24 protein-coding genes are annotated in these 24540 nt (G+C 41.1%); 23 read left to right on the top strand and 1 reads right to left on the bottom strand.

All coding sequences use genetic code 11. The features are described from left to right. The first annotated feature begins 74 nt into the window (after window positions 1-74). The 8 genes from alaS (at window position 75) to BUB71_RS07385 (ending at window position 7388) form a co-directional block, all read left to right on the top strand. Entirely contained in the window at window positions 75-2708 is a 2634-nt protein-coding gene (alaS, locus tag BUB71_RS07420; protein WP_073154211.1) for an alanine--tRNA ligase, read from the top strand. 77 nt (window positions 2709-2785) lie between these two features. Beyond that, on the top strand, window positions 2786-3055 hold the full coding sequence (locus tag BUB71_RS07415; protein ID WP_073154210.1) for an IreB family regulatory phosphoprotein: 270 nt from the start codon (window positions 2786-2788) through the stop codon (window positions 3053-3055). 11 nt (window positions 3056-3066) lie between these two features. After that, the gene (gene ruvX, locus BUB71_RS07410; RefSeq protein ID WP_073154209.1) at window positions 3067-3492 is read left to right on the top strand and encodes a Holliday junction resolvase RuvX; all 426 of its coding nucleotides are present in this window, start codon (window positions 3067-3069) and stop codon (window positions 3490-3492) included. Window positions 3493-3494: 2 nt separating this feature from the next. Continuing rightward, window positions 3495-3809 carry a DUF1292 domain-containing protein gene (locus BUB71_RS07405; protein ID WP_073154208.1) on the top strand — a complete coding sequence of 105 codons (315 nt, stop codon included), beginning with the start codon at window positions 3495-3497 and terminating at the stop codon, window positions 3807-3809. Further along, complete coding sequence (locus tag BUB71_RS07400) at window positions 3790-4008, top strand: DUF1292 domain-containing protein (RefSeq protein WP_073154207.1); 219 nt, start codon at window positions 3790-3792, stop codon at window positions 4006-4008. Before BUB71_RS07405 ends, BUB71_RS07400 begins: the two co-directional genes overlap by 20 nt. A 121-nt stretch (window positions 4009-4129) precedes the next feature. After that, on the top strand, window positions 4130-5161 hold the full coding sequence (gene mltG / locus BUB71_RS07395; protein WP_073154206.1) for an endolytic transglycosylase MltG: 1032 nt from the start codon (window positions 4130-4132) through the stop codon (window positions 5159-5161). A 101-nt stretch (window positions 5162-5262) separates the two neighbouring features. Continuing rightward, entirely contained in the window at window positions 5263-7059 is a 1797-nt protein-coding gene (locus tag BUB71_RS07390) for a peptidoglycan D,D-transpeptidase FtsI family protein (protein ID WP_073154205.1), read from the top strand. 71 nt (window positions 7060-7130) lie between these two features. Further along, entirely contained in the window at window positions 7131-7388 is a 258-nt protein-coding gene (locus tag BUB71_RS07385; protein WP_073154204.1) for a hypothetical protein, read from the top strand. Window positions 7389-7444: 56 nt separating this feature from the next. On the opposite strand, the gene BUB71_RS07380 is transcribed toward BUB71_RS07385, so the two are convergent. Further along, complete coding sequence (locus tag BUB71_RS07380; protein ID WP_073154203.1) at window positions 7445-8200, bottom strand: sporulation protein; 756 nt, start codon at window positions 8198-8200, stop codon at window positions 7445-7447. A 205-nt stretch (window positions 8201-8405) separates the two neighbouring features. On the opposite strand from BUB71_RS07380, the gene BUB71_RS07375 reads away from it, so the two are divergent. From BUB71_RS07375 to hutI, 15 genes are all read left to right on the top strand, one after another. Then, a complete protein-coding gene (locus BUB71_RS07375) occupies window positions 8406-8690 on the top strand; it encodes a hypothetical protein (RefSeq protein WP_073154202.1) in 285 nt (94 codons plus the stop codon). A 105-nt stretch (window positions 8691-8795) separates the two neighbouring features. After that, window positions 8796-9350 (top strand): flavodoxin family protein, encoded by a 555-nt coding sequence (locus BUB71_RS07370; RefSeq protein ID WP_073154201.1) that lies wholly within the window; start codon window positions 8796-8798, stop codon window positions 9348-9350. A 197-nt stretch (window positions 9351-9547) separates the two neighbouring features. Next, on the top strand, window positions 9548-10015 hold the full coding sequence (locus BUB71_RS07365; protein WP_073154200.1) for a cysteine dioxygenase: 468 nt from the start codon (window positions 9548-9550) through the stop codon (window positions 10013-10015). Window positions 10016-10115: 100 nt separating this feature from the next. Further along, window positions 10116-10814: an RNA polymerase sporulation sigma factor SigK gene (gene sigK / locus BUB71_RS07360; RefSeq protein WP_073154199.1), complete on the top strand. Its 699-nt coding sequence runs from the start codon at window positions 10116-10118 to the stop codon at window positions 10812-10814. Window positions 10815-10991: 177 nt separating this feature from the next. Beyond that, a complete protein-coding gene (locus tag BUB71_RS07355) occupies window positions 10992-12884 on the top strand; it encodes an ATP-binding cassette domain-containing protein (RefSeq protein WP_073154198.1) in 1893 nt (630 codons plus the stop codon). A gap of 489 nt (window positions 12885-13373) precedes the next feature. Beyond that, a complete protein-coding gene (locus tag BUB71_RS07350) occupies window positions 13374-13994 on the top strand; it encodes a YhcN/YlaJ family sporulation lipoprotein (protein ID WP_073154197.1) in 621 nt (206 codons plus the stop codon). A 158-nt stretch (window positions 13995-14152) separates the two neighbouring features. Continuing rightward, complete coding sequence (gene hutH / locus BUB71_RS07345) at window positions 14153-15655, top strand: histidine ammonia-lyase (protein ID WP_073154196.1); 1503 nt, start codon at window positions 14153-14155, stop codon at window positions 15653-15655. A gap of 112 nt (window positions 15656-15767) precedes the next feature. Next, window positions 15768-16964, top strand: coding sequence for a helix-turn-helix domain-containing protein (locus BUB71_RS07340; protein WP_073154195.1), 1197 nt, complete (start codon window positions 15768-15770; stop codon window positions 16962-16964). Between the two features lie 91 nt (window positions 16965-17055). Beyond that, window positions 17056-18195, top strand: coding sequence for an ABC transporter substrate-binding protein (locus BUB71_RS07335; protein ID WP_073154194.1), 1140 nt, complete (start codon window positions 17056-17058; stop codon window positions 18193-18195). 63 nt (window positions 18196-18258) lie between these two features. Continuing rightward, window positions 18259-19140: a branched-chain amino acid ABC transporter permease gene (locus BUB71_RS07330; RefSeq protein WP_073154193.1), complete on the top strand. Its 882-nt coding sequence runs from the start codon at window positions 18259-18261 to the stop codon at window positions 19138-19140. Window positions 19141-19149: 9 nt separating this feature from the next. Further along, window positions 19150-20058, top strand: a complete 909-nt coding sequence (locus BUB71_RS07325) for a branched-chain amino acid ABC transporter permease (RefSeq protein WP_073154192.1) — start codon at window positions 19150-19152, stop codon at window positions 20056-20058. After that, window positions 20058-20843 carry an ABC transporter ATP-binding protein gene (locus tag BUB71_RS07320; protein WP_073154191.1) on the top strand — a complete coding sequence of 262 codons (786 nt, stop codon included), beginning with the start codon at window positions 20058-20060 and terminating at the stop codon, window positions 20841-20843. The genes BUB71_RS07325 and BUB71_RS07320 overlap by 1 nt, the downstream gene beginning before the upstream one ends. After that, the gene (locus tag BUB71_RS07315) at window positions 20830-21534 is read left to right on the top strand and encodes an ABC transporter ATP-binding protein (protein WP_073154190.1); all 705 of its coding nucleotides are present in this window, start codon (window positions 20830-20832) and stop codon (window positions 21532-21534) included. Before BUB71_RS07320 ends, BUB71_RS07315 begins: the two co-directional genes overlap by 14 nt. A gap of 3 nt (window positions 21535-21537) precedes the next feature. Next, window positions 21538-23229, top strand: coding sequence for a urocanate hydratase (gene hutU, locus BUB71_RS07310; protein WP_073154189.1), 1692 nt, complete (start codon window positions 21538-21540; stop codon window positions 23227-23229). A gap of 5 nt (window positions 23230-23234) precedes the next feature. After that, complete coding sequence (hutI, locus tag BUB71_RS07305) at window positions 23235-24515, top strand: imidazolonepropionase (RefSeq protein ID WP_073154188.1); 1281 nt, start codon at window positions 23235-23237, stop codon at window positions 24513-24515. Window positions 24516-24540 lie beyond the last annotated feature (25 nt).

Below are 24540 nucleotides of genomic sequence, written 5' to 3'. Positions count from 1 at the left end.
AAAACTTCTCGTCCCTTTGATGAGGGATGGAAGGTTTTTTTTATTTTAATGAATGTGAAACGAAGGTGATTTGAATGAAAGCGAGTGAAATTCGAAAGAAATATCTAGAGTTTTTTAAAGAAAAGAACCATCAGATAGAACCGAGTGCGTCATTAGTTCCAGTAGATGATCCGAGCTTACTTTGGATAAATAGTGGCGTAGCTACATTAAAAAAATATTTTGATGGTCGTATTATCCCTGATAATCCACGTATTGTTAATGCACAGAAATCAATTCGAACAAATGATATTGAGAATGTAGGTTATACAGCGCGCCATCATACTTTTTTTGAAATGTTAGGGAATTTTTCAATAGGAGAGTATTTTAAAAAAGAAGCTATAACTTGGGCATGGGAATTTTTAACGAGTCCTAAATGGATTGGTTTTGATCCTGATCGTTTATCGGTCACCATTTATCCAGATGACGAGGAAGCATTTCAATACTGGCAAGAAATCGCTGGATTACCTAGAGAAAGAATTGTTAAGCTGAAAGAGAATTTCTGGGATATTGGAGAGGGACCTTGTGGACCGAATACAGAAATCTTCTATGATCGTGGAGAAGAATTTGGTGACCTCACAGACCCGGAATGCTATCCGGGCGGTGAAAATGAACGTTTTCTTGAAATATGGAACCTTGTTTTCTCACAATTTAATCATAATCCAGATGGTTCATATACACCCCTACCTAAGAAAAATATAGATACAGGTATGGGATTGGAAAGAATGGCATCTGTTTTGCAAAATGTGACCACCAACTATGATACAGATTTATTTCAACCAATCATTGGACAAATCGCAGAACAAGTAGGTAAAGCATATGGTGAGGATCAAGAAAGAGATATTGCCTTTAAAGTAATTGCTGACCATATACGTACCATTGTATTTGCTGTTGGAGATGGAGTTTTACCTTCTAATGAAGGTCGTGGGTACGTGCTTAGACGTTTATTACGTCGAGCGGTTCGATATGGTCGTAAATTGGGGATGCGCCGTCCATTTCTCTATCAGTTGACAGAAGTTGTTGGCAAGATTATGAACGACTACTATCCTGAGCCGTTGGAAAAGAAAGAGTTTATTGAACGTGTGATTCGTGGTGAAGAGGAACGTTTCCTAGAAACCTTAGGTGAAGGTCTGCAAATCCTTGAACAATGGGTATCCGATTTGCAGAAAAGTGGTGGCAATGAGATTTCAGGAAGAGATGCATTTAAATTGTATGATACTTATGGTTTTCCTTTTGATTTAACAGAGGATTTTGCACGTGAGCACCAATTAAGTGTGGATCGGGTTGGTTTTGAGCAAGAGATGGAGAGACAGCGTACGAGAGCGCGTGAAGCTCGTGAAAATATTGATAGCATGAAAGTGCAAGGAGGTATTTTTGCTGAATTAAACCTAGAGAGCCGTTTTTGTGGTTATGAAAAGCTAACGAATGAGACACAAATTATCGCGATTCTATTTGAAGATCAACGTGTTGACATGCTCGGTGCCGGAAATCAAGGATTTGTGCTATTGGAAGAAACACCTTTCTATGCGGAAAGTGGCGGTCAAGTTGGCGATCATGGCTATATGATAAGTAAGCAAGGAGCGAAGCTACGTGTGATAGAGGTGCAAAAAGGACCTCATGGAGAACACATTCATACGGTTGTCGTTGAGAAAGGGATTGTCCGTCAAGGAGAACAAGTGACTGCTGAAGTAGATACAAAACTTAGACAAGATATTATCAAAAATCACACTGCTACCCATCTACTTCATCGAGCATTGCGTGATGTACTTGGTGATCATGTAGCACAAGCGGGTTCTTTGGTAGAGGCAAAAAGACTTAGGTTTGACTTTTCACATATTGGTTCCATGACAGCGGAAGAATTAAAGGAAGTGGAACGAAGAGTAAACGAACAAATATGGGAGAATACTAAAGTAGAGACTTCGATTCGTTCCCTTTCCGAAGCAAGAGCAATGGGTGCAATGGCTCTGTTTGGTGAAAAGTATGGCAAAGAGGTACGGGTTGTCAGAATTGGAGATTTTAGCCTGGAATTATGCGGTGGTACTCATGTAACAGCCACAGCTGAGATCGGCAATTTTCATATTATTCATGAGGGTGGTATTGGCTCTGGGATTCGAAGAATCGAGGCCGTTACAGGGCGTTATGCATATGAATATGTGCATGAACAACTCTCACAGCTACAAGAAGCGGCCCAATTACTAAAAGTAAAACCAGGTCAATCACCGTTAAGACGTATTGATCAATTGCTTTTGCAAGTGAAAGAGTTACAACAGGAAAAACAAGAACTGCGGAATAAGGTCCGTCAGGATGTCTCCAAACAATTAGTGGATCAAAGAGTCGAAGTTTCAGGTGTTCCTGTATTAAGCACTCCAGTCGATGCACAAAGTAGCGAAGAACTACAGCAGATCATGGATGAGTTACAGGCAAAGATCACTTCAGGCATTATTGTGCTTGGCATGAAAGATGAAGGCAAAGTACAGTTTGTGGCAACAGTTTCGGCGGATTATGTTAAACTGGGTTTCCATGCGGGTAAATTAATAAAAGAAGTTGCTCAAATTTGTGGTGGCGGAGGCGGAGGTCGTCCAAATCGTGCCCAGGCTGGCGGTAAAAATCCTGAAAAGTTAATGACAGCTCTTCAATTTGTGAAGGAATGGGTACAGAAACAAGTGAAATAATATGGAATAAGCTGTGTCGAACTGAAATTCCAAAATTCTAAAGTCGCGTCATCCAATTCGAGAAGGTGGGATACTCCATGGATGAAACAAGAAAGTTTCATTTTAAAGGTGAGATTGAGCAAAGTCCACGAGCGGTTTTGTTTTTGGTTTTTGAAGCATTAAAAGAACAAGGGTATAACCCGATTAACCAGATCGTCGGTTACCTCATCTCCGGTGATCCTGCATATATCCCTCGACATAACAATGCACGCGCACTAATCCGGAAAATTGAACGGGATGAATTGGTTGAAGAATTGGTGAAGGCATATCTCTCCATTGAACAAGAGGATGATGAGGAACAGCCATAAAGGAGTAGATAATGGAGTTACAGCGTGTAATCTGTTTAGATTTAGGGGAAAAGCGAACAGGAGTAGCCATTAGTGATGAGCTAGGGTGGACAGCACAAGGCTTACAAGTTATCAAAGGATATTCAGATGAGAAGTGGCTGTTAGAGTTGGATCGCCTGGTTTCAGTTTATCAGGCGACCACATTTGTGGTTGGTCTACCACGTAATATGGACGGTAGTATAGGTGAAGCTGGCAATCGGGCTAAGCAGATCGCTCAAAAAATAGAGCAGCGTTATCATCTCCCTGTACATCTTTGGGATGAACGTCTCTCTACAGCAGCCGTCGAGCGCACATTGCTTGAAGCTGATACAAGTCGAAAAGGTCGAAAAAAAGTAATCGATAAAATGGCTGCATCATGGGTTCTCCAAGGATTTCTTGATGCACAGAGGAGGCAGTAACAATGACAGAACAAGAACATGTAGAAGAATATTTATTTATTCCCAACGATGATGGTACAGAGGAAAAATTTGAGATTTTATACGAATTTGAACGAGATGATACTGGACAGAAGTATATGTTAGTGCTTCCAGTTAATGAGGATAACAATGAGCCAGAAGAACAAGAAGTTTTTGCTTTTCGTTATTCGGGAGATCGGGATAATATGGTAATTGAGTTGATCGAAGATGATGAGGAATGGAACATGGTTCAGGAAACTTTTCAAACATTGGTTTCTGACGAATTTCAGGAGGAAGTTTATGGATCTGAGGACAAATAATTCTACGATTGAGGGGAAAATTCTTCACTCTTTTGAGTATCAAGGTGTCCAATATGTGATTTGGTCAGAGCATGAAGAAGAGCCTGAAGAAGCTCACTTACTTAGGCAGCAAAATCAGCAGTTGGTTCATATTGATGATGAAGAAGAGTGGGAACAAGTTACCGAATATGTAGATGAATATTTGTACAATCAGCAATGAACGAGAATCTTCCAAGGTGGCGGTTATGTGTAATCGTCTCTTTTGGGGTTTCTCGTTTTCTTTTTGATAATTTATGCTAAGATATAAGAATATGTACAGAAGTAAGAGGGGAAAACACATAATGAAATGGTTTTGGCGAATATTCTTTACCTTTTTACTCATCACAGGATGGGCACTGCTTGTGTACTCATATATCAACTTTACTTTAGAGTCTCCAAAACGAACATCAGAAGTTGAAATCATGATTCCAGCTAATGCAACTTTGAAAGATATTGGAGCAACTCTAAAAAAGCAGGGTCTTATTCGAGATGCAACCTTTTTTAGGTACTATGCATGGTATACAAGGTTAACGAATTTAAAACCAGGTTATTATCAAATAAAACCAGACGAAAATCTTGATCAAATTATAGAACGCTTACATGGTGGAAAACAAAATACAGTAAAGATTACAGTTCCAGAAGGGAAAAATATTGAAGAAGTTGCCGCCATTATCAGTAAAGCGGGCTTTAATGGAGAAGAGTTTAAGAAAAAAGCAAATACAAAACTGAGCAACTATATTTTTGAACAAGATATTCCAACTCGAGCAGATCGCAAGTATCGCTACGAGGGCTATCTTTTTCCAAGTACATATGAATTTAAAAAAGGTGAATACGTAGATAAAATTGCAAAAAGTATGTTGGATCAATTTGCTGAAAGAATGACAAAATTGAGAGTGCGAGATCGTTTAAAGGACAGGAATTTAACGGTTGATCAGTGGGTAACCATCGCCTCCATTGTAGAAAGAGAGGGTCGGGCTAAACAAGAATTACCTAAGATTGCAGGTGTCATTTTTAATCGGTTAGATAAAAAAATGAAGCTAGAAGTTGATGCAACGATTGTATTTGCAATGAAAATGGATGAAAAAAAAGGTAAAATTGATACACGATACCCCAGCCCTTATAATACATATCTTGTAAATGGCTTACCTCCAGGGCCAATTGCCGCACCAAGTGAAAATGCACTAAAGGCTGTTTTATACCCTGAGCAAAATGACTACTTATTCTATGTTACGAAAAGTGATGGCTCAGGAGAACATTACTTTGCCAAAACGGCTGCGGAGCATCTACATAATATCCAATTAAGCAATCAAAATCAGAAGAAACAAAAAAAATAAAGAGCATAAGGGAGCCAAAAGAGGGCTCTCTTTTTATATTTCGAGTATGTCTGCTTTATTTGATGTCCATCCTTGAAGATAGATAGAAGCGGGGTGGGCAAATGAAGAAACATAGAGCAATGGTAGTTAGTTTACTGCTGATGATGTTGTTACTTTGTGTTGCTGCACGATTATATCAACTTCAGATCGCATCAAGTCCAACGTTTTCCAAAGAGCGAGAGAATATCGTGACCCGTGCATTTGAAGCGCAGAGTCAAGAAATATTGTTAAACAGCGGACGAGGGAAAATATTGGATCGTTTTGGACGACCTTTTGTTGGTGTAGAAAAGGATCGTTTATTACTTTTTCCTCAAACAGAGGATCAGTGGGTCAGAAAAAGAGCTCGATATACTCGTCTGGCTCAATTGATTGGCTACCAAGAATCTGTATTAAATCGATTACTTACCACAAGTAAACATCCCATCATCATTCCTGCTCGGTCAGGTGGGGAACTCATCGTCAGTCAAAGGCAACAAAAAGAGATTCAATCATTGCGTTTACCAGGTGTTATCGTAGCACAAACAGATAACCGAACGACTGTATCACCCAGAATAGGACAACAAATTTTAGGGAGGATCATCAGAAATCCTTTTTTAGTCAGAGAAAACTTTCCTAAGGAGTATAAATTGGGACTATATTCAGGGCAATCGCGAATTGGTTTTTCAGGTCTAGAAGCGTCATTTGAAAAGTATCTGCATGGTTCTGGAGAAAAGATACTAGGTTATTTACAAACAAGAAAAGGTGAACCATTGACTGGCGCTAAATATAAAATGATTGATCATCGAGAGCGAGTAAAAAGCCAACCTTATCAATTACGAACAACCCTAGATGCGAAGCTGCAACAGGGGATAGAAAGATTGATGAAGAGAGATCGAGTTCAAGATGGAGCAATCGTAGTGCAGGAGATTCAATCAGGGGATATTCTAGCGATGGGAAGTGCACCTTTTATCGGTTCAGGGAATGAGGAACAATCGCATCCTTGGGACAATCGTGCATTAATGGAGGCTACTCCTGGATCAATCTTTAAAACAATCGTGGCGATTGCGGCATTAGAAGAAGGACGAGTAAGTCCATATCGTCACTTTATTTGTAAAGGCAAACTTGATCATTACCATATGAGAGATGAACGGACGAGTGGTCATGGTGAGACTACATTGATCGGTGCTTATGCCCAGTCGTGTAATGTGATCATGGCTAAAGTTGCGAAATTAGTGGGCGGGGAAAAAATTGAAGAGTATGCACGACGGTTTGGATTCGGACAAAAAATTTTATGGCATGGTGCCTTGCGAAATCAAAAGCAATTTGCTCAAGAACCAAATGAACAACATGGGATGATTTTTGCTTCAAAAGAATTAAAAAAAGACGTAGGTGCTGTAATGCAAACAGCAATCGGACAACGGGATGTGAAGATTACGCCCATCCAAGCAGCCAATCTAGTAACGTCTTTATTTCATCAAGGAAAAGCACTACAGCCTCGATTGGTTACAGAAATACAAAAACCGAATGGTAAACCGTATTTTTATTTTCATAATCAATATATAGAACGTGCTAAGCCACTTCGACTTACAACTTGCCAATGGTTAAAACAATCGATGGAAGAGGTCGTAGAGGAAGGAACAGCCCGTATATTGCGGAATCATCAGTGGAAATTGGCTGGAAAGACTGGCACTGCACAGGTAGGGATTGATAAGAAACGCTATAATAAATGGATGATCGGTTATGGCCCAGTAGAGAATCCAAGATATAGTGTAGCCATCCTCCTACGAGGTGTAAAAGAGTCCGAAGATCGACGTGCCAAATTGTTATTTGCACAAACGATGGATTTATTAAAAAAGCTAGAAGAAAAAAGACAAAAGTAATCGTTTACTTGTGTTAAGGTGTTTTGCCGATTATCATTTAATCAATAGAATGAAGAAGGGATTAATCAAAAATGAAAATAACAGTTCATTTATCAAAAGCAGAACTTGATCTTGTTGAAGAAGCATTGATCCAGTATCAGAATTTACTGTTAAAGTCTGAATCTGTGGATGAAGTAGTAAAATATGAGTTAAGCCTTTGCCAACGTGTTTTCGAAGAGTTTGGGATGGAGGATTTATCAGAGCTAAAAGATAATGAAACAGCCCATGAGCAGACAGCGGCGACTACGAATCGCTTTCCATCAACTAATCAATACCCTTTCTCAAGGTAAATAAGATAAATCAAAAGGAACAAGCATATGCTTGTCCCTTGGTATGGCTATGTTGACTACAGAAGATTAAGGCTACTTTTAATCAATTCTGTAAGCCGTTTTTTCGCTAATTCAGGTGATGCCAAATCTGCTTTGGTAAAGTGAAAGCGATCTACTTTTTCATCTAGATGAAATGTATCAATTAACGTTTGTCCTTCACCATTTTGGAGATCAACTTGATAATAGCCAGTAATTTCTTCACTATTATGAGATTCAATACAGAATATCAATTCTTCGAAATGACCAGAAAAATGAGAGCTAGGGCAGTATGTTTTCCATTGTAGCCAGTTATCGCCATCATTTGTAAGTCCTTCCCAAGTCCTTTTTAAACCAAGTAATGTAAAACTCTCGAGGAAGGTTTTTAATGGATCAATCGGCCAAACATCGATGTAATCTCGGTCATGCGAATCTCGTCCCCAATCTATCTCTAAGTTGCTATCAAAAAAGTATTTTGTTGTTGGGGAAGAGACTGGCAAAGATTCGGGGCAGAGAAAGGAGAAAGGGAAGACTTTTTCCTCGCCTGGTTTGATTAAGAATTTTTCCTTTGTTACGGTAATCTTTGCAATCATTTCTTCAATTTGAGCTAAGGTTTTGGCATGTGCAGATTCCATACAAAAAAGCACGGAAAGACCTGTTATTTTTTGTTCAGATTTACCACCTGTGACCAAAATCTTTCCAGTAACAGTTTGGCCTATTTTTACATAGGCTTTATCCAAAATAAGATCAATCCTTGCTGAGCCAATTCCCGCTCCTGCAAGTAGCGTTTCAAACATATGCTTCCTCCTGTCTTAACTGCTAATAAATCCATTTTATCATATAGTATAGTTGAGATAGAACGGGGTTCGTTCTTTTCTTTGTATCGTTTCTGTAACGCTTAGTTGTCATTTGGATATGAAAAAATTACAATGAGAGAGATGAATAGTCTTTGGAGAGAGAATGAGGGTCAGGGTGTGACTAAAAAAGGGAGAGTCAAACGGGATGAAACTGAAAGAGCGTGAGATTAGTCAAATTCTGCAGAAAATGCATGTAGGAGAGCCGTTCCTCTTCTCGACAAAGGAAGCGGAAAAGCAAATTGAGGTTGATCGAATTTTTAAGGGTTTAGATGAAGCCTGGGTTATACGATTCAATGGCGAGCAGATTATGATTAAAGATATAGAGGTAGCAGTAAAGTTTATATCGCGCCACTCTGGAATGGAACTTCGACAGGTTGTTGATCGGCAATTCTCAGAGTTAGAAGAGATTATTGACCTTGGTGAATATTAATACATCAGAGACCCGAAAAAAAGAAAGGGTCTTTTTTGTTTCAATGATTAGATCATGAAGTTGCGAATAAAATTTATGGGAAGAACATTGGAGGGTGTTTTTTATATGAAGATTACTGTTGTTTCAGGAAGCACAAGGGAAAATAGCAATTCAGAATGGCTAGCTAATCGCCTTATCGAAGGACATGAAGTAGATTGGTTGAAATTGCGGGAATACAAGATTCATCCCATTGTTGATCAACGCCATACTCCTGGTGGATTTACTCTAGTTGACGATGATTATGATACACTCATCAAGCAAGTAGTAAATAGTGATTTGATTGTCTTTGCAACCCCCCTTTATTGGTATGGAATGTCTGGGCTGATGAAAAACTTTATTGATCGATGGTCACAAAGCTTGCGCGATACCACATTCGATTTTCGACAGGCAATGGAGGGAAAGCGCTGTTTTCTATTAATTGTAGGTGGAAATCAAGTTCATTTAAAAGCTCTTCCCCTTGTGCAGCAATTTCAACTGATTTTTGAATTTATGAAAATAGATTTTAAAGGATATCTGATTGGTCAAGGAAGTAAACCAGGCGAGGTTAAATTGGATCATCGAGGGCTTGCAGAACTTGGGGTTTGGAGAGAGAAATTTCAATTGTGGGCAGATGAGAATTAAATGGTAGAGCAACGAGATATTTCTTTTGTTACCTAATCCTTTCGATACAGGATTAGGTATTTTTATTGATTTTGTAATAAAAGATGCTATGTATTCATAAATTGAACTGATTATATAATTCATCATATCAAATGGGCGTCTGATCTAGAATGATCCAGCAGGGTTTGTACAATGATGTAGACAACTGGGAGGTCTATATGGATTTTATTCATTTATTCCGTTCTTTTCTCAAAGAGCAAATTGAGTATGATGAAAATAGCATCATATCGATGATGAAGGAGTTCAATATCTGCTTTCAATATCTTACTTCAGTCGTTCCATCTCCTCAACCTCCTTTGGAATATGGAAGATATCGAATCGCTAAGACTGAGATACTGGAGGCGATTTTAACAAACTATCCTCCACATGTTGAAACCCCTATACATGATCATGGGCGTTCGATTGGTTTTACGTATGTTGTACAAGGGTGTCTCTTGAATCGCTTTTATCAATTTCAAGCGGATTCAAAACTAATCATTGATCATGTTGAAGAAGTACATACAGGAGAATTTATTTTTCACAAAAAAGGAATGATTCATGCAACGTATAATCCTGTTGAAGAAAATTTGATCACCCTCAATGTGTATGCACCACCTCAGCAGGATACAAAAATATATTCCATATAAATTATAAATTTCAGGTTGAAATAGATATTTCTTTAATGGGCACATTGCCAGGCATCCACACATAAGGTATTACGAACAGTAAAATGGGAGGGGTTTTAGGATGCCCGGTCTATTTACCACTTTGACTTGGATGTTTAAACAAGTCATTTTGTTAGTTGCCCATATGAAGAACAATGCATTCCCCCAACCATTATCAGAAGAGGAAGAGCGAAAGAGTCTACAACAAATGGCTGCTGGGGACTTAGAGGCAAGAAATCGACTCATTGAGCATAATCTTCGTTTGGTCGCACATATTGTGAAAAAGTTTGATAACTCTACAGAAGAGACAGAAGATTTGATTTCAATTGGCACGATTGGTTTAATCAAAGCGATTGAATCCTATAAAGCGAATAAGGGGACAAAACTTGCTACATATGCTGCCAGATGTATAGAGAATGAAATTCTTATGTTTTTACGCTCATTAAAAAAGGCAAAAAAAGATGTTTCACTGCATGAACCAATCGGTACAGATAAAGAAGGGAATCAAATTTCGCTTCAAGACATATTAGGAACAGATCCGGCAGAAGTCGAAGATGCTGTTGAGATGAAGATTGAACGGAAAAAGATATATCAATACATTCATATATTAGACGATCGAGAAAAAGAAGTAATCTGTAATCGGTTTGGATTAGGAATGGGTGAAGAAAAGACACAGCGGGAGATCGCTAAGGAGCTAGGAATTTCACGATCTTATGTCTCTAGAATTGAGAAACGAGCGTTAATTAAGTTGTTTCATGAGTTTTATCGAGAAACAGATTAAAAAATAATCATCTATATCATTCAGAAGAATGTTGAATCCGTAAAAATAAATATGATTAAATACATTTAAAGTAGTAGTTGCGCTTTGCTTCGTCAGAGCGATCCTGAAGGGAGCTATCATCTGTAGCTAAAGTAGTAACAGGTGAACTACACGTACGGTGTGGAAAAAGGAAGGGCTATGAAATCATTTCGCCTTCAATTGAAGGCAACCCACGATTGGCTTGCCATCTTGTGTGGCAAAAGGGCGGGCGAAAAACAAACGCTTGCCGATCGGCTGCTCTGGAGGCTGGCCAAGAGCGAAGGAAACCTGGAAGACGACGTCCAGGTTTTCCAGTCGCTCCAGCTCCTCAGCAAGACGCTGAAGCAAAACCAGAAGCTGTGTGCCAAGATCTTCGTCTGGTCGATGGTGACATCGGTTTCAGGGATCGTCGGCTTCTACCTGCTGAAGGTCGCGCTGGAGGCCGACCGTTCAAAACTCGGGGCGACCTTGTTCGTTGCTGCGGCTTTCGTAAACGCGGTCGGCGGTAGGGGATACCTCTTCATGCGCACCTTCTACGAAGGTGATGTTCTCAGTACGCGCACCGTGGAAAGCTTGGTCAAGCGGATTGCGCAGAAGCTGAAGGTCGTGCACAGGGAGTCCCTGCGTCAGTACATCAATGACAATGGAACTCCGTGGGCGACGGTGAAGTCGATCTCGGATTCGATCGGGAACGACTTGATCGTGGTGGTGAAAGACCCCTTCATCTGGCTGTTCAACCTTGTCGCGCTGTGGTGGGTCCTCTCGTGGGAATATGCCGCTGCGCTGCTGATCGGTTCTGCTCTGATGATCAGGTTGGCGAAGCCCGCCATTCTGAAGAATCAGGAGATCAGCAAAGAGGGGGAGAAGCTGTCGTCGAGTCTTCAGACCACCTTGGACCCCTGGTCGCAGATGCCGCGTCTCATCAGTGACCGTGGGATCAGTGAGTCAATGGAACAGAAGCTGGGAGAACTATCAGAACAGGAGGTAGAACTCTACCAGAAGAACTCTCGTCGCCGAACGTGGCTGGTAGCCGGTCCTCGTACCCTCTGGACCTTTGTGCTGCTGGTTCTGCTGCTCATTTATGCGGTCTATGTGCAGCACCGGACGGCAATCGACGTGATCCTGCTGACTTCGTACTTCACTGCGGGAATCATGGCGTTCGTCTCGTCGATTGACTTCACACTTCGGCTGGCGGACATCCGCGGTGGGCTCCTGAAGCTCGGCAAACTGCTCACGCTGCCTGACCGGCCTAACGGGGAGATTGCCCTGCGTGGGTTCGAGGGGTTCGTACTCCGTGACCTGCGCATCCACTACGGGGACAAGACCCTGTTTCCCGAGGGGCTGGATCTGGAAATCGGATCAGGTCAACCGGGGAAGCCTCACTGGGTCGCCGTTGTCGGCCCCTCAGGGTGCGGCAAATCCTCCATGATGGAGATGCTGTCACGCCATCTGGAAAACATCAAGGGCAGCAGCACAGGATGGTCTGGAGAGTGCCTGATTCGGAGCATGGGTCAGTTGCACTCAATCGCCCAGACTCGGCTGGAGGACTACCCGTGGAATGTGGTGCCGGTTCCGCAGGAAACAGAAGTCCTGATGGCCGAATCCGTGGCACGGAACATCGGACTGGCTGTGGAGAAGCTCCCGGCAGAACAAAGGCAGCTCATCATTCGCCAACTGAGTGAAAAGATGCTGCTGCCGACAGACAGCTTGGAGCAGCTCTGTCAAGAGCAGTCCGGGGGTCAGCGGAAGCGGACCCAGATCGCTGCTGCATTGGCGGTTCGACCCGCACATCCCGTGGCGATCATGCTCGATGAGGCCATGTCTCAGCTGGATCAAGAGACAGCGGTCTTCGTGCTGAAAGCGGTTGAGGAGTGTGCAACTCCGTATGGGGACACGGTCATCTCGATCGCTCACAGTAAGTACGCCATCCACAAGGATTCCTATGTGATCGTCCTCGGACCGAACGGCATGGGGATCGTCGAACAGGGATGGAAGAGTGGCTTGGAAAGCGACCCCAACTCGGCATACAGCCGACACTTTGGGCGTAGCTGAAAGCCTGGGCCTGACGAAAAGTCAGTTTGTCCGCAGGACCCTTCACGACTTGAGCGCTGATTGAGGCGTTGGAGGGTTCATTCTGAAATGTCTTAATATTATGTAATATATGTGCCGATCTAAACAGTCAAGCGAAATTGAATTTCTAAAAACAAGGATGATTAACGATTATTTAAATAAATTTGCTTTTGTGTCAGATAGTTCAGAAGGCAGTTATCAATTGTTGCTAATGATAAGAGAATTACACCGATGGTACGAAGGAAGAGGGACATGAAATGTTCGTCTCTAATTAGATGCGGCAACCAGTGATTGGCTTACCGTTGTGTAAGGCAGATAATTGTCTGTATATTCGAAAAATGATAAATGAACCAAGTGCAGACTGATAGCCATTAAATACGTGTGTGAATTAGGTTGTTTTACAAATAAGCATGGATTGTGTGGCATCTGGGCATGCTATCCCTAGATGAAAGGATGAAGGGGGCGGTTCAAATGAAAAAAAGCTCTTTCATGATATACATGTTTTTAGTCTTCATGATATGTGTGGTTGGTTGTAACCAACAAAGACAGGAAGCTCGGCAAGAAGTGGGCAGAGGTGGGACAGCTCTCTATCAAGACGAAAGCAGTCGTACAGAATACGGATATAAGGGAAGACCACCAGAGACGACTCGTAATGAGACAATCCGTAATTCTGGTCAAAATGAGATTGGCTATTATCATGTAAACCCTGTTAATTATGATCATAACAGTACGGCGGAAGTTTATATGGATCGTTCGCTATTAGCAAAACATATCGCTCAACTTGTAACTCGTCTGCCACATGTAAAAACGGCAACAACACTTGTGACAGATGATCATGTATTTATTGGTCTGCAATATCGCTCACCTCAAGTATCTGCCTCTGGTAAAAAGAAGGCAGTCTACGAAGCAAGACGGGTTGCACAAAGTGTTACCCCTCGTTATTTTAAAGTACATGTAACAGACCGACAAAAATTAGAGCAACAGATTAACCGTGTTGGGATGAGAATGCAGAGAAATGGTGATATTGAAGGAATTCATGGGGATTTGAATCAATTATTACGTCAAATGGGAGATTCTACACCTCCTGGTTAAAAGCGAATCCTTCTGTTAGTTGACGATTTAATTTCATTCATAATAAAATTTTGCATATAAAACTAAAACATAATGAGTAAATACATTCTTGATCAGTCAAAGCTATACTGAGTTAGTTCTTGGTATAGCTTTTTTATTATGGGAAAAGGGGTTTGGCAATGACGATTTATCTAGATGGACATCATTTAACATTTAAACAAATTAAAAAGGTACTCGATTATGAGGAAGAAATAGAAATCCACAAGGAAGCATGGAAACGAATAGAGACAAGTCGTCAAACAATCGAAAAATTGATACAAGAAGATTTGGTGGTGTATGGTGTAACAACAGGTTTTGGAAAACTAAGCGATGTGATCATACCACAAAATCAGGTAGAACAATTACAAATGAATTTAATCCGTAGTCACGCTGTTGGTGTAGGTAAACCGCTATCGGAACGAATTGTTCGAGCGATGATTTTACTACGAGTAAATGCTTTAGCGAAGGGTTATTCAGGTATTTGCAAAGAGACACTTCAATTATTGGTTGATTGCCTGAATGCTGGAATCCATCCAGTAGTTCCTAGTCAAGGATCTTTAGGTGCTAGTGGTGACTTGGCTCCACTTGCTCATTTGGCGCTTGTACTAATGGGTGAAGGAGAAGCAATGGTAAAGGGAGAGCGGTTAACTGGATTAGATGCATTAGAAAGAAAAGGGCTTAATCCGATTCGCCTAAAGGCGAAAGAAGGCCTCGCTTTAATCAACGGAACGCAAGCGATGACTGCGGTTGGCGTTGTAACTTATCTGGATGCGAGCGATTTAGCTAACTGGGCTGAACAATTTGCTTCGCTAACTTTTGAAGCTTTAAATGGGGTCATAGATGCATTTGATGACCAAATTCATCAAGTACGTGCATATCCTGAGCAGATTGAAGTCGCTCAGAATATGCGCGGCTACTTGGAAGGCAGTCAGTTAACAACGCACCAAGGTGATTTGCGAGTTCAAGATGCTTATTCATTAAGGTGTATTCCTCAAGTTCATGGAGCTATTCGACAAGTTTTAAATTATGTAAAGGAAAAATTAGAAATCGAAATGAATTCGGCCACAGATAATCCATTGATCTTTTCTGATCATGGTGAAGTCATTTCTGGTGGTAACTTTCATGGACAACCTATCGCCTTTGCAATGGATTTTTTAAAAATTGCGCTTGCGGAGTTGGCAAATATTGCTGAACGGCGAATTGAACGACTCGTTAATCCTCAGTTGAGTGGATTGCCACCTTTTCTAAGCGTCAATCCAGGCTTGGAATCTGGATTTATGATTATGCAGTATGTAGCAGCAGCACTTGTCTCCGAAAATAAAACCTTAGCGCATCCAGCTAGTGTTGACTCGATTCCTTCTTCAGCGAATCAAGAGGATCATGTGAGTATGGGGATGACTGCGGCTCGACATGCTTATCAAGTATTAAAAAATAGTAGACGAGTTGTAGCGATTGAGGCAATCTGTGCCGCACAAGCATTAGAATTTCGGGAGATTGAAAAATGTTCACCCCATTCAAAATCTTTATATCGACAAATTCGCAAATGGGTGCCACCTTTAACAGGTGATCGAGTTTTGGCAAATGATGTGGAAAGACTCACTGCTTGGTTAAAAAAAGCAAATAAAGAAAATAGTAAAGTATGAGTTGTAGACTGTAGAAAAATGAGGGTCAAAAGATCATGATCATTTGTCTATAGACTGAAACACGTTCAGTTTATTTCATATCAATCATTGGTTTGGATGGGGGAATCATGTAGTGAGTGATCATCCAGCAAAAGTAGCTTTTTCGCACTGGTTGTTAACAGGAACGATTGTCCATCATGCTCACTTTGAAACCATGCAGGAGCAGTATCAAGTGAGTGTCCATCCCCAGTTGATCATGCTGATCTCTATTGATCGATACTTTGAGATTTGTATCGGTCGTCCATTTCTATGGAGACGAGAAATTGCCATTCAATTATCCCAGGTGATTCAAAAAGTTGTTTCAATTCCATATCTGACTATCTGGGTAGAGGAGGGAGTGATGGCACTCTTGTTGGAGTTGCCCAAGCCATCCTATGAACATCCAGAGCAACTTTATTCTTTCACTCACCCACTGGCTGAACAGGTTATAAAAGGAATGGCAGATCAAGGCGTCTCTGTCTCCATTGGGATTGGCGGATTTTATAGTAATCCCTATTTATTACATCTATCTTATCAAGAAGCAAGGAAATCAATGATTCATCGTTTTTTCCAAGGGAATCAATTGATATTTCATTATCAAGAAGAAGAAAAAAGAGAAATTGCAGGAAAAAGTCCACTCACAAATGAGGAGCGCACAGAGCTACAAGCGCTTGTTCGAATCGCAGATGAAGAAGGTGTGATCTCACTTTTACAATTAATGCTCAAGAAATTGGCTGTCGCACATTATCAAGATGTAGAAGTTTTTAAATCAGAAGTAACAGATTTGATTATGCTGATGACACGCGTTGCGTTAGAAAATGGCGGAAATATGATCGATATTTTATCGCGAAATGCCGCTTTAATTCAAGATTTATACCATACGATTCGCTATGATCATTTTGTGAAAAAGGTTTCAACCTATGCTCGTCAACTGGTGGCTCAAATTGATATGGGACACTTAGGAAAAGTGAGTACTTGGATTCGTAAGGCGCTTGATTATATGCGTGCCAATCTTCATCAAAAAATTACTCTTGTCGAGGTCGCACAATATTGTTCGATGAGTCACTATTATTTTAGTCGAAAATTTAAAGAGGAACTAGGTATTAGTTTTATAGAGTACTTGAATCAACTACGTATTAAAAAGGCGTTTTATTACTTAGAACAGACAGATTGGACGATTCAACAAATTGCAGAAGCAATAGGATTTGATGACGCAAATTACTTTTCTCGTCTTTTTAAGCGTTACCAAAAACAAACCCCAACCGAGTATCGCAGAGCAAAATTGTACTAAGATCACACAAATTCAGCTAGGTTCATTGAAGCCGCTTTCAATTAATATGTAATAAAAGTTAACATTATTGTCGAAATGAGGAGGTCAAAAGGTGAGAAAGTTTACCACGGCAATTATTTTAGTGTTAATGGCTTCTCTGATGGTTGTGGGCTGTAGCTCAGGACAAGGAGGCGGTGGCGATACGATTAAAATCGGTTGGTTTGGTCCATTAACGGGCCCCACTTCTACCGATGGAATCCATAGTCGCGATGCGGCACAATTGGCGATCGATCAAGTCAATAAACAAGGTGGGGTCAAGGGTAAAAAACTTGAATTGGTTGCTGAAGATGATCAAGGTAAACCAGAAGAAGCATTAAAAGCTGTACAAAAATTGATTAATAACGATCGAGTTGTTGCCTTGATCGATGGTGCATATAGTGGTCCTTCTAAAACGGTAGCGCCAAAAGTGCAAAAAGCAAAGATTCCAATGGTTGCAGCGTATGTTGTTCATCCAGATGTAACCAAGGGCGGAGATTATGTCAATCGAGTAATCTACACAGGACCTGTACAAGGTAAAGCCATGGCAGATTATGCAGTGAACGACTTAAAGAAGAAAAATATTGCAGTTCTATATGTGGACATTGACTATGGTAAATCCATCTACGGAGCATTTAAAGAAGAAGTGCAAAAGCTAGGTAGTAAAATCGCAATTGATCGTCCATTCAACATGGGTGATAAAAACTTTAGCTCATTGTTGACGGCAGTAAAAGCGAAAAACCCAGATGCGCTTTATGTAGTTGGATATTACAACGAGGCATCAGCCATTGTGAAGCAGGCAAAAGAAACAGGATTAAATGTGCAATTTCTTGGTGTTGACGGATTTGATTCACCAAAATATCTAGAGTTAGGGCAACAAAATACGGAGGGATCGACATTTACAACTTCCTTCTACGGAAGTGATCCTCGTGAGGTTGTGCAGCAATTTGTGAAAGAATGGAAGGCTAAACATCAATCAGAACCTGATATGTTATCTTCACAAAGTTATGATGCGGCAAAAGTAATTATCGAGGCATTGAAGAAAACAGGTCCAGATTCAAAAGCATTGGCAAAAGCGATCAATGAAACAAAAGACTTGGAAGGTACCTCTGGAAAGATTACATTTGGTCCTGATCATGAAGTTATCAAACCGGTTATCTTTATGACCGTTCATGATGGGAAATTCCAGTTTGTAAAATCGAAAATCTATAAGTAACAAGGGAGATAGCGATTAGAAGCTTCGTTTCTAATCGCTCCCTCTTGATTGGAGGTGACATCCATGCTAGCGCAACAATTATTAAATGGAATCGCACTCGGTTTTACCTATATTCTCATAGCAGTTGGTCTAACGATGATCTATGGTGTATTGAAATTGCTGCATTTTGCACATGGAGTCATTTATACCGTAGGTGCTTTTTCGGCTATGATTGGCATCCTCTATCTAAATATGAACTTCATCGTTGCCATTCTTTTTGGGATGATCATTGCAGGAATCGCAGGTGTGCTAGTCGAGCGTCTGGCATATCGACCTTTGCGTGGAACACATCCCATCACAACTTTAATTAGTGGTGTTGGAATTGCGATTTTTGTTGAGAGTTTATTTCAGGCGATCTTTACATCAGATCCAAGAGGGTTTCCAGCAACAGGAATGAAAGTCGAGCCGATCCATATTACGAGCTCCATTAGCCTTACCAATAGTAAACTCTATATTATTATTGTCGGTCTAGTCTGCTTGCTATTACTCTATGCTTTCTTGAAATGGACGAAGATGGGCGTTGCCATTCAGGCAGTTTCACAGGATATGCGAGCAGCTTCGCTAATGGGTGTAAATGTGAATCAAGTCGTTGCCGTTACCTTTTTCATTGGCTCTGCGCTTGCAGCATTAGCGGGTGCATTTGTAGCTTATGATTTTAACTCTCTCTTCCCAACGATGGGTTCTATTCCAGGGCTCAAAGCATTCTGTGTTGTTGTACTTGGTGGATTGGGATCAATTCCTGGAACCATTATTGGAGGATTGATTTTAGGGATCGTCGAGTCGCTCAGTGAAGGATATTTGACTGGAATGGTTATTGATAAGGATGCGATTGCGTTTGTCATTCTCATCTTGATTCTCCTATTGAAACCTTCTGGATTATTTGGCAAACAGGTAGAGAAAGTGTAGGTGAGCAGGATGGAGGGATGGATAAATCCATATTATCTTGATATTATTGTTTTTCTCTTTATAAATATTATCTTGGGATTAGGCTTAAATCTAATTACAGGTTATGCTGGTCAAGTCTCACTAGGACATGCTGCTTTTTATGGAATTGGTGCATACTCCACAGCTATTTTCTCTGTAAAAATTGGATTAAATCCTTGGCTTTCAATCTTATTAGCCGTTATCATCACCTTTCTGTTAAGTGCTATTTTAGGATTGCCAAGTCTTCGCGTTCGCGAGGATTTTCTAGCAATTACCACATTAGGACTTGGTTTAATTGCACAGTCTTTTTTTAAAAATGCAAAAATAACAGGTGGTGCATATGGGATTGACGGGATTCCGATGCCATCGATTTTTGGTCATGAATTAACAGATGTTGAGTATTTGCTGTTGGTATTTATCGTATTGCTCGTGCTTATTTACGTTTTACATCGATTATCACGTTCGAAGTTGGGGCAAGCGTGGACGGCTATTCAAGAAGATGAGGTCGTAGCTCAGTCGATGGGGATCAATACACTTTACTATAAAGTGTTGGCTTTTGCGATTGGCGGAGCTTTTGCAGGAGTTGCAGGTGCTTTATTTGCACATAAAGTTTCCTTTATCAGCTCTGATACCTTTGGATTTACCTTATCTGCCACGCTCCTTAGTATGGTTGTGATCGGTGGTCTGGGAACGATTCGCGGTACATTATTCGGTGTAAGTGTTCTCTATCTATTACCCGAAGTTTTTCGGATATTTGATATTAAGATTATTGACCCAAACTATATCGATACTTATAAGATGATTTTATATGGTTTACTCATGGTCATCATGATGCGATATCGCCCCAAAGGAGTCTTTGGTAGGAAAATCCGGCATCAAAAAAGGGCGGTGAAAGATTAATGGACGCCTTGCTTGAGATGAAAGGAATTACAAAACGATTTGGTGGATTGACAGCTGTCGATCAGGTTGATCTGATAGTCAAGAAGGGTGAAATCCTAGGTTTAATAGGTCCTAATGGAGCAGGAAAAACGACATTTTTTAATATCTTGACAGGCATTTATCGACCAGATCAAGGTAATATTCAATTTAATGGAACAGATATTACAGGTTTTAAACCCTATCAAATTGCTAACCAAGGGATATTTCGTACCTTTCAAAATATACGACTGCTCAAGGACTACAGTGTTCTAGACAATATTAAACTCGGTTTATTTCGACAAACAAAGGCAGGTGCATGGTCATCGATCTTTGGTCTTCGGCGATCGCGTGAAGAAGAGAAAAAGGTTGCAGAAGAAAGCTGGGCATTGCTTGAACGCTTAGGTCTTACTGATTTAGCAAATGAAGCAGCAGGGAATCTATCTTATGGGAACCAAAGACGGGTAGAGATCGCTAGAGCACTAGTATCCCACCCTGAAATGATTTTGTTAGATGAGCCAGCAGCTGGAATGAATTCTGAAGAAGTTGAATCGCTTTCCGCATTGGTACGCCAAATTCGTCAACAAGGTACTACAGTTATTTTAATTGAACATAATGTGGGAATGGTTGTGGAACTTTGTGACCGTCTTGTTGTCCTTGATCATGGTGTGAAAATTGCCGATGGTGATCCTAATCAAGTTGTTGCGAATCCAGCAGTCATCGAGGCGTATATCGGTGGTCAGGAGGTGACGGAAGTTGTTGGAGATTGAACAATTAAGTGTCTCTTATGGACGAATACAGGCAGTGCGCAATATCTCTTTAAAAGTTGAATCAGGTGAAGTGGTTACGCTCATTGGTTCAAATGGTGCTGGTAAAACAACGACCGTTCATGCTATTACAGGTGTTATTCCTGCACAAGGCTCCATTCGATACGAAGGCAAGGAATTATGCGGTTTGTCAGCTCATCAAATTGTTCGAGAAGGTATTGTTTTGGTACCTGAAGGAAGACGCGTTTTTCCTCGCTTAAATGTAGAAGAAAACCTATATATGGGTGCATATGCCAGCAAAATGGGTTCAGCAGAGCGAGATCAAGAGATGGAACGCGTTTTTCAGCTCTTTCCACGTCTAGCTGAAAGGAAGACTCAGCTTGCTGGAACGATGAGTGGAGGAGAACAACAAATGCTTGCGATCGGGCGGGCTTTAATGGCAAAACCAAAGTTGCTGATCTTAGATGAACCCTCGATGGGGCTTGCTCCAATCGTGGTAAAAGATATCTTTGATACCATTCGGCAGATTAAGCAAGAAGGTTTGACGATGCTCTTGATCGAACAAAATGCGATGATGGCACTTTCTGTAGCTGATCGTGGGTATGGATTAGAACATGGGGAAATCGTCTTTTCTGATCACGTCGAAAACCTACGAGATCAAGATGTTGTGAAAAAGGCTTATTTAGGAAAATAAAAGATGAAGGAAAAAGGGGAGATTATAATGGCTGGACAAGAGATTCGTGCAGCTAGAGGGACTCAACTCTCAGCCAGAGGATGGCAACAAGAAGCTGCTTTGCGGATGTTAATGAACAATCTAGACCCTGAGGTGGCCGAACGTCCTGAAGATTTAGTGGTTTATGGTGGTATTGGTAAAGCAGCTCGTAATTGGGAAAGTTATCAGGTGATTGTCGAACAACTCCGTGATTTAAAATCGGATGAAACCTTATTAATTCAATCAGGGAAGCCAGTGGGTCGTTTTCAAACACATGAGCTAGCTCCACGCGTTCTCCTTTCTAACTCGGTTATCGTGCCTGCATATGCCAATTGGGATCAGTTCCATGAACTAGATCAAAAAGGTCTGATCATGTATGGACAGATGACAGCCGGAAGTTGGATCTATATTGGTAGTCAAGGGATCTTACAAGGGACTTATGAGACATTTGCTGAGGCAGCAAGACAGCATAGTGGAGGGAGTCTTAAAGGAACACTAACACTGACTGCAGGACTTGGAGGCATGGGTGGTGCTCAACCATTAGCTGTAACGATGAATGGTGGGGTAGCGATATGTATTGATGTCGATCCTTCAAGAATTCAACGGCGGATCGAAACGCGTTATTGTGATGTGCAGGTAACGGACTTAGATGAAGCGCTCAAATTGGCCCGTGAGGCACAAAGTGAAGGAAAACCATTATCAATTGGTCTTGTTGGTAATGCGGCTGAACTATATCCTGAGTTTGTGAAACGCAATATCGTACCTGACTTTGTAACAGATCAAACCTCCGCCCATGATCCATTAAATGGATATGTACCTGTTGGTTATTCACTTGAAGCAGCGGCTGAACTTCGACGTTCAAACCCAGAAAAATATGTTGCCCTTTCTCGCCAATCAATGGCAACACATGTTCAAGCGATGCTTGATTTGCAAAAAATGGGTGCTGTTGTATTTGATTATGGGAATAATATTAGACAGGTTGCTCTGGATGAAGGAGTAGAAGATGCCTTTGATTTCCCTGGATTTGTACCAGCGTATATTCGTCCGCTTTTCTGTGAAGGAAAAGGTCCATTCCGCTGGGCAGCACTTTCTGGTGACCCAGAAGATATTTATCGTACAGACGAGCTAGTCTTAGAGCTCTTCCCAGAAAATGAACATTTGCGCCGCTGGATTGAATTAGCACAAGATCGAATTGAGTTCCAAGGTTTACCAGCTCGTATCTGCTGGTTGGGCTATGGTGAGCGTGTAAAAATGGGCTTAGCGATCAATGAATGGGTTCGTCAAGGAAAGATATCTGCGCCGATTGTAATTGGTCGCGATCATCTTGACTGTGGATCTGTTGCTTCTCCGAATCGCGAAACCGAAGCCATGAAAGATGGTAGTGATGTGATTGGTGATTGGGCAGTTTTAAACGCGCTTGTAAATACTGCTTCAGGTGCTAGCTGGGTTTCATTCCATCATGGTGGTGGCGTTGGAATGGGATACTCTCTCCATGCAGGAATGGTTGTTGTAGCCGATGGAACAGATGAAGCAGAAAAGAGATTGAGCCGTGTGCTTGTTACTGATCCAGGAATGGGTGTGATTCGACACGCGGATGCTGGGTATGAGATTGCCATCGAGACAGCAAAGAAACATGGAATTCATGTCCCTATGTTAGATGCAAAAAATAGGAAGTGACGGAATTGAAAACGATTGATCGTTTAATTTATGAGATTGGAAAATTATATACACTGCGCGGTCCAGCAAGACCGCGCAGTGGGTCAGAGATGCAAGAGGTTTCTGTGATTGAAAATGCTGCCATTGCCATTGCCCAAGGACAGATTGTTGCTGTAGGTAAAGAAGAAGAGGTACGTCAACAACTAAAAGATACAACAATTGTCGAGGAGTTAAATGCAAAGGGGCGGATCGTGACCCCAGGCTTTGTCGATCCTCATACACACTTAGTACATGGTGGCTCCCGTGAACATGAACTTAGCTTAAAGTTACAAGGCGTATCTTATCTGGATATTTTAGCTCAAGGCGGTGGGATTTTAAGCACCGTGCGATCAACTCGCCAAGCTACAGAAGAAGAATTATATAGACAAGCGAAGAAAAGTTTAGATCGGATGCTTATTTTGGGGGCTACTACAGTGGAGGCAAAAAGTGGTTATGGACTCACATTAACAAATGAGTTAAAACAACTGCGCGTAGCGAAAATGCTAAATGAAAGACATCCGATTGAACTTGTTTCGACTTTTATGGGAGCGCATGCGATTCCTGAAGAGTATAAAGGGGATTCGGAAGCTTTTGTACAAATAGTGATAGAGGAAATGCTACCAGAGGTCAAAGCACGAGGATTGGCAGAGTTTTGTGATGTTTTCTGTGAAAAAGGCGTTTTTACCGTTGAGGAATCTAGGCGGATTTTAACCGCTGCACAGAAGCTTGGTTTTGGATTGAAAATTCATGCAGACGAGATCGAATCGCTAGGTGGAGCTGAATTAGCAGGAGAATTAAATTGTATTTCAGCAGAGCATCTACTGGCAGCTAGTGATAAAGGCTTGCAGGCAATGGCGGATCATGGTGTCATCGCAGTCTGCTTACCAGCTACATCGTTTAATCTAGGAGTATCACCTGCACGCGTCAGACGCATGATTGAACTTAATTTGGCCGTTGCTTTATCAACCGATTATAACCCAGGTAGTTCACCAACAGAATCGCCACAAATGGTTATGACGCTTGGTTGCTTACAACTCAAAATGACACCTGAGGAAGTATTAACAGCAATGACGATCAATGCTGCCTATGCTATTAATCGCGGTAAACAAGTAGGGAGTATTGAAATTGGCAAACAGGCTGATCTAGTAATTTTTGATACAACGAATTTAGCCTATATTCCTTATCATTTTGGCATTAACCATGTGGATACGGTATTGAAAAAAGGTGATATTGTCGTTCAACGAGGTCAATTATTAGGAAATAGATGAAGCAATCATACATGCAAAATTTTCG

This window comes from Seinonella peptonophila, assembly GCF_900129355.1.
GTDB lineage: Bacteria > Bacillota > Bacilli > Thermoactinomycetales > Thermoactinomycetaceae > Seinonella > Seinonella peptonophila.
Note: the sequence above shows the minus strand (reverse complement) of the source record. Positions and strands in the feature narration are given on the sequence as shown.

Coding starts and splice junctions, on each gene's coding strand:
- BUB71_RS07380 (WP_073154203.1), bottom strand. CDS start 8,200: ATGTTTGAAACGCTACTTGCAGGAGCGGGAATTGGCTCAGCAAGGATT.
- ruvX (WP_073154209.1), top strand. CDS start 3,067: ATGGAGTTACAGCGTGTAATCTGTTTAGATTTAGGGGAAAAGCGAACA.
- BUB71_RS07330 (WP_073154193.1), top strand. CDS start 18,259: ATGCTAGCGCAACAATTATTAAATGGAATCGCACTCGGTTTTACCTAT.
- BUB71_RS07370 (WP_073154201.1), top strand. CDS start 8,796: ATGAAGATTACTGTTGTTTCAGGAAGCACAAGGGAAAATAGCAATTCA.
- BUB71_RS07355 (WP_073154198.1), top strand. CDS start 10,992: ATGAAATCATTTCGCCTTCAATTGAAGGCAACCCACGATTGGCTTGCC.
- BUB71_RS07375 (WP_073154202.1), top strand. CDS start 8,406: ATGAAACTGAAAGAGCGTGAGATTAGTCAAATTCTGCAGAAAATGCAT.
- BUB71_RS07385 (WP_073154204.1), top strand. CDS start 7,131: ATGAAAATAACAGTTCATTTATCAAAAGCAGAACTTGATCTTGTTGAA.
- BUB71_RS07320 (WP_073154191.1), top strand. CDS start 20,058: ATGGACGCCTTGCTTGAGATGAAAGGAATTACAAAACGATTTGGTGGA.
- hutU (WP_073154189.1), top strand. CDS start 21,538: ATGAAGGAAAAAGGGGAGATTATAATGGCTGGACAAGAGATTCGTGCA.
- sigK (WP_073154199.1), top strand. CDS start 10,116: ATGCCCGGTCTATTTACCACTTTGACTTGGATGTTTAAACAAGTCATT.
- BUB71_RS07390 (WP_073154205.1), top strand. CDS start 5,263: ATGAAGAAACATAGAGCAATGGTAGTTAGTTTACTGCTGATGATGTTG.
- BUB71_RS07405 (WP_073154208.1), top strand. CDS start 3,495: ATGACAGAACAAGAACATGTAGAAGAATATTTATTTATTCCCAACGAT.
- hutH (WP_073154196.1), top strand. CDS start 14,153: ATGACGATTTATCTAGATGGACATCATTTAACATTTAAACAAATTAAA.
- BUB71_RS07350 (WP_073154197.1), top strand. CDS start 13,374: ATGAAAAAAAGCTCTTTCATGATATACATGTTTTTAGTCTTCATGATA.
- BUB71_RS07400 (WP_073154207.1), top strand. CDS start 3,790: ATGGATCTGAGGACAAATAATTCTACGATTGAGGGGAAAATTCTTCAC.
- BUB71_RS07325 (WP_073154192.1), top strand. CDS start 19,150: ATGGAGGGATGGATAAATCCATATTATCTTGATATTATTGTTTTTCTC.
- alaS (WP_073154211.1), top strand. CDS start 75: ATGAAAGCGAGTGAAATTCGAAAGAAATATCTAGAGTTTTTTAAAGAA.
- BUB71_RS07365 (WP_073154200.1), top strand. CDS start 9,548: ATGGATTTTATTCATTTATTCCGTTCTTTTCTCAAAGAGCAAATTGAG.
- mltG (WP_073154206.1), top strand. CDS start 4,130: ATGAAATGGTTTTGGCGAATATTCTTTACCTTTTTACTCATCACAGGA.
- BUB71_RS07415 (WP_073154210.1), top strand. CDS start 2,786: ATGGATGAAACAAGAAAGTTTCATTTTAAAGGTGAGATTGAGCAAAGT.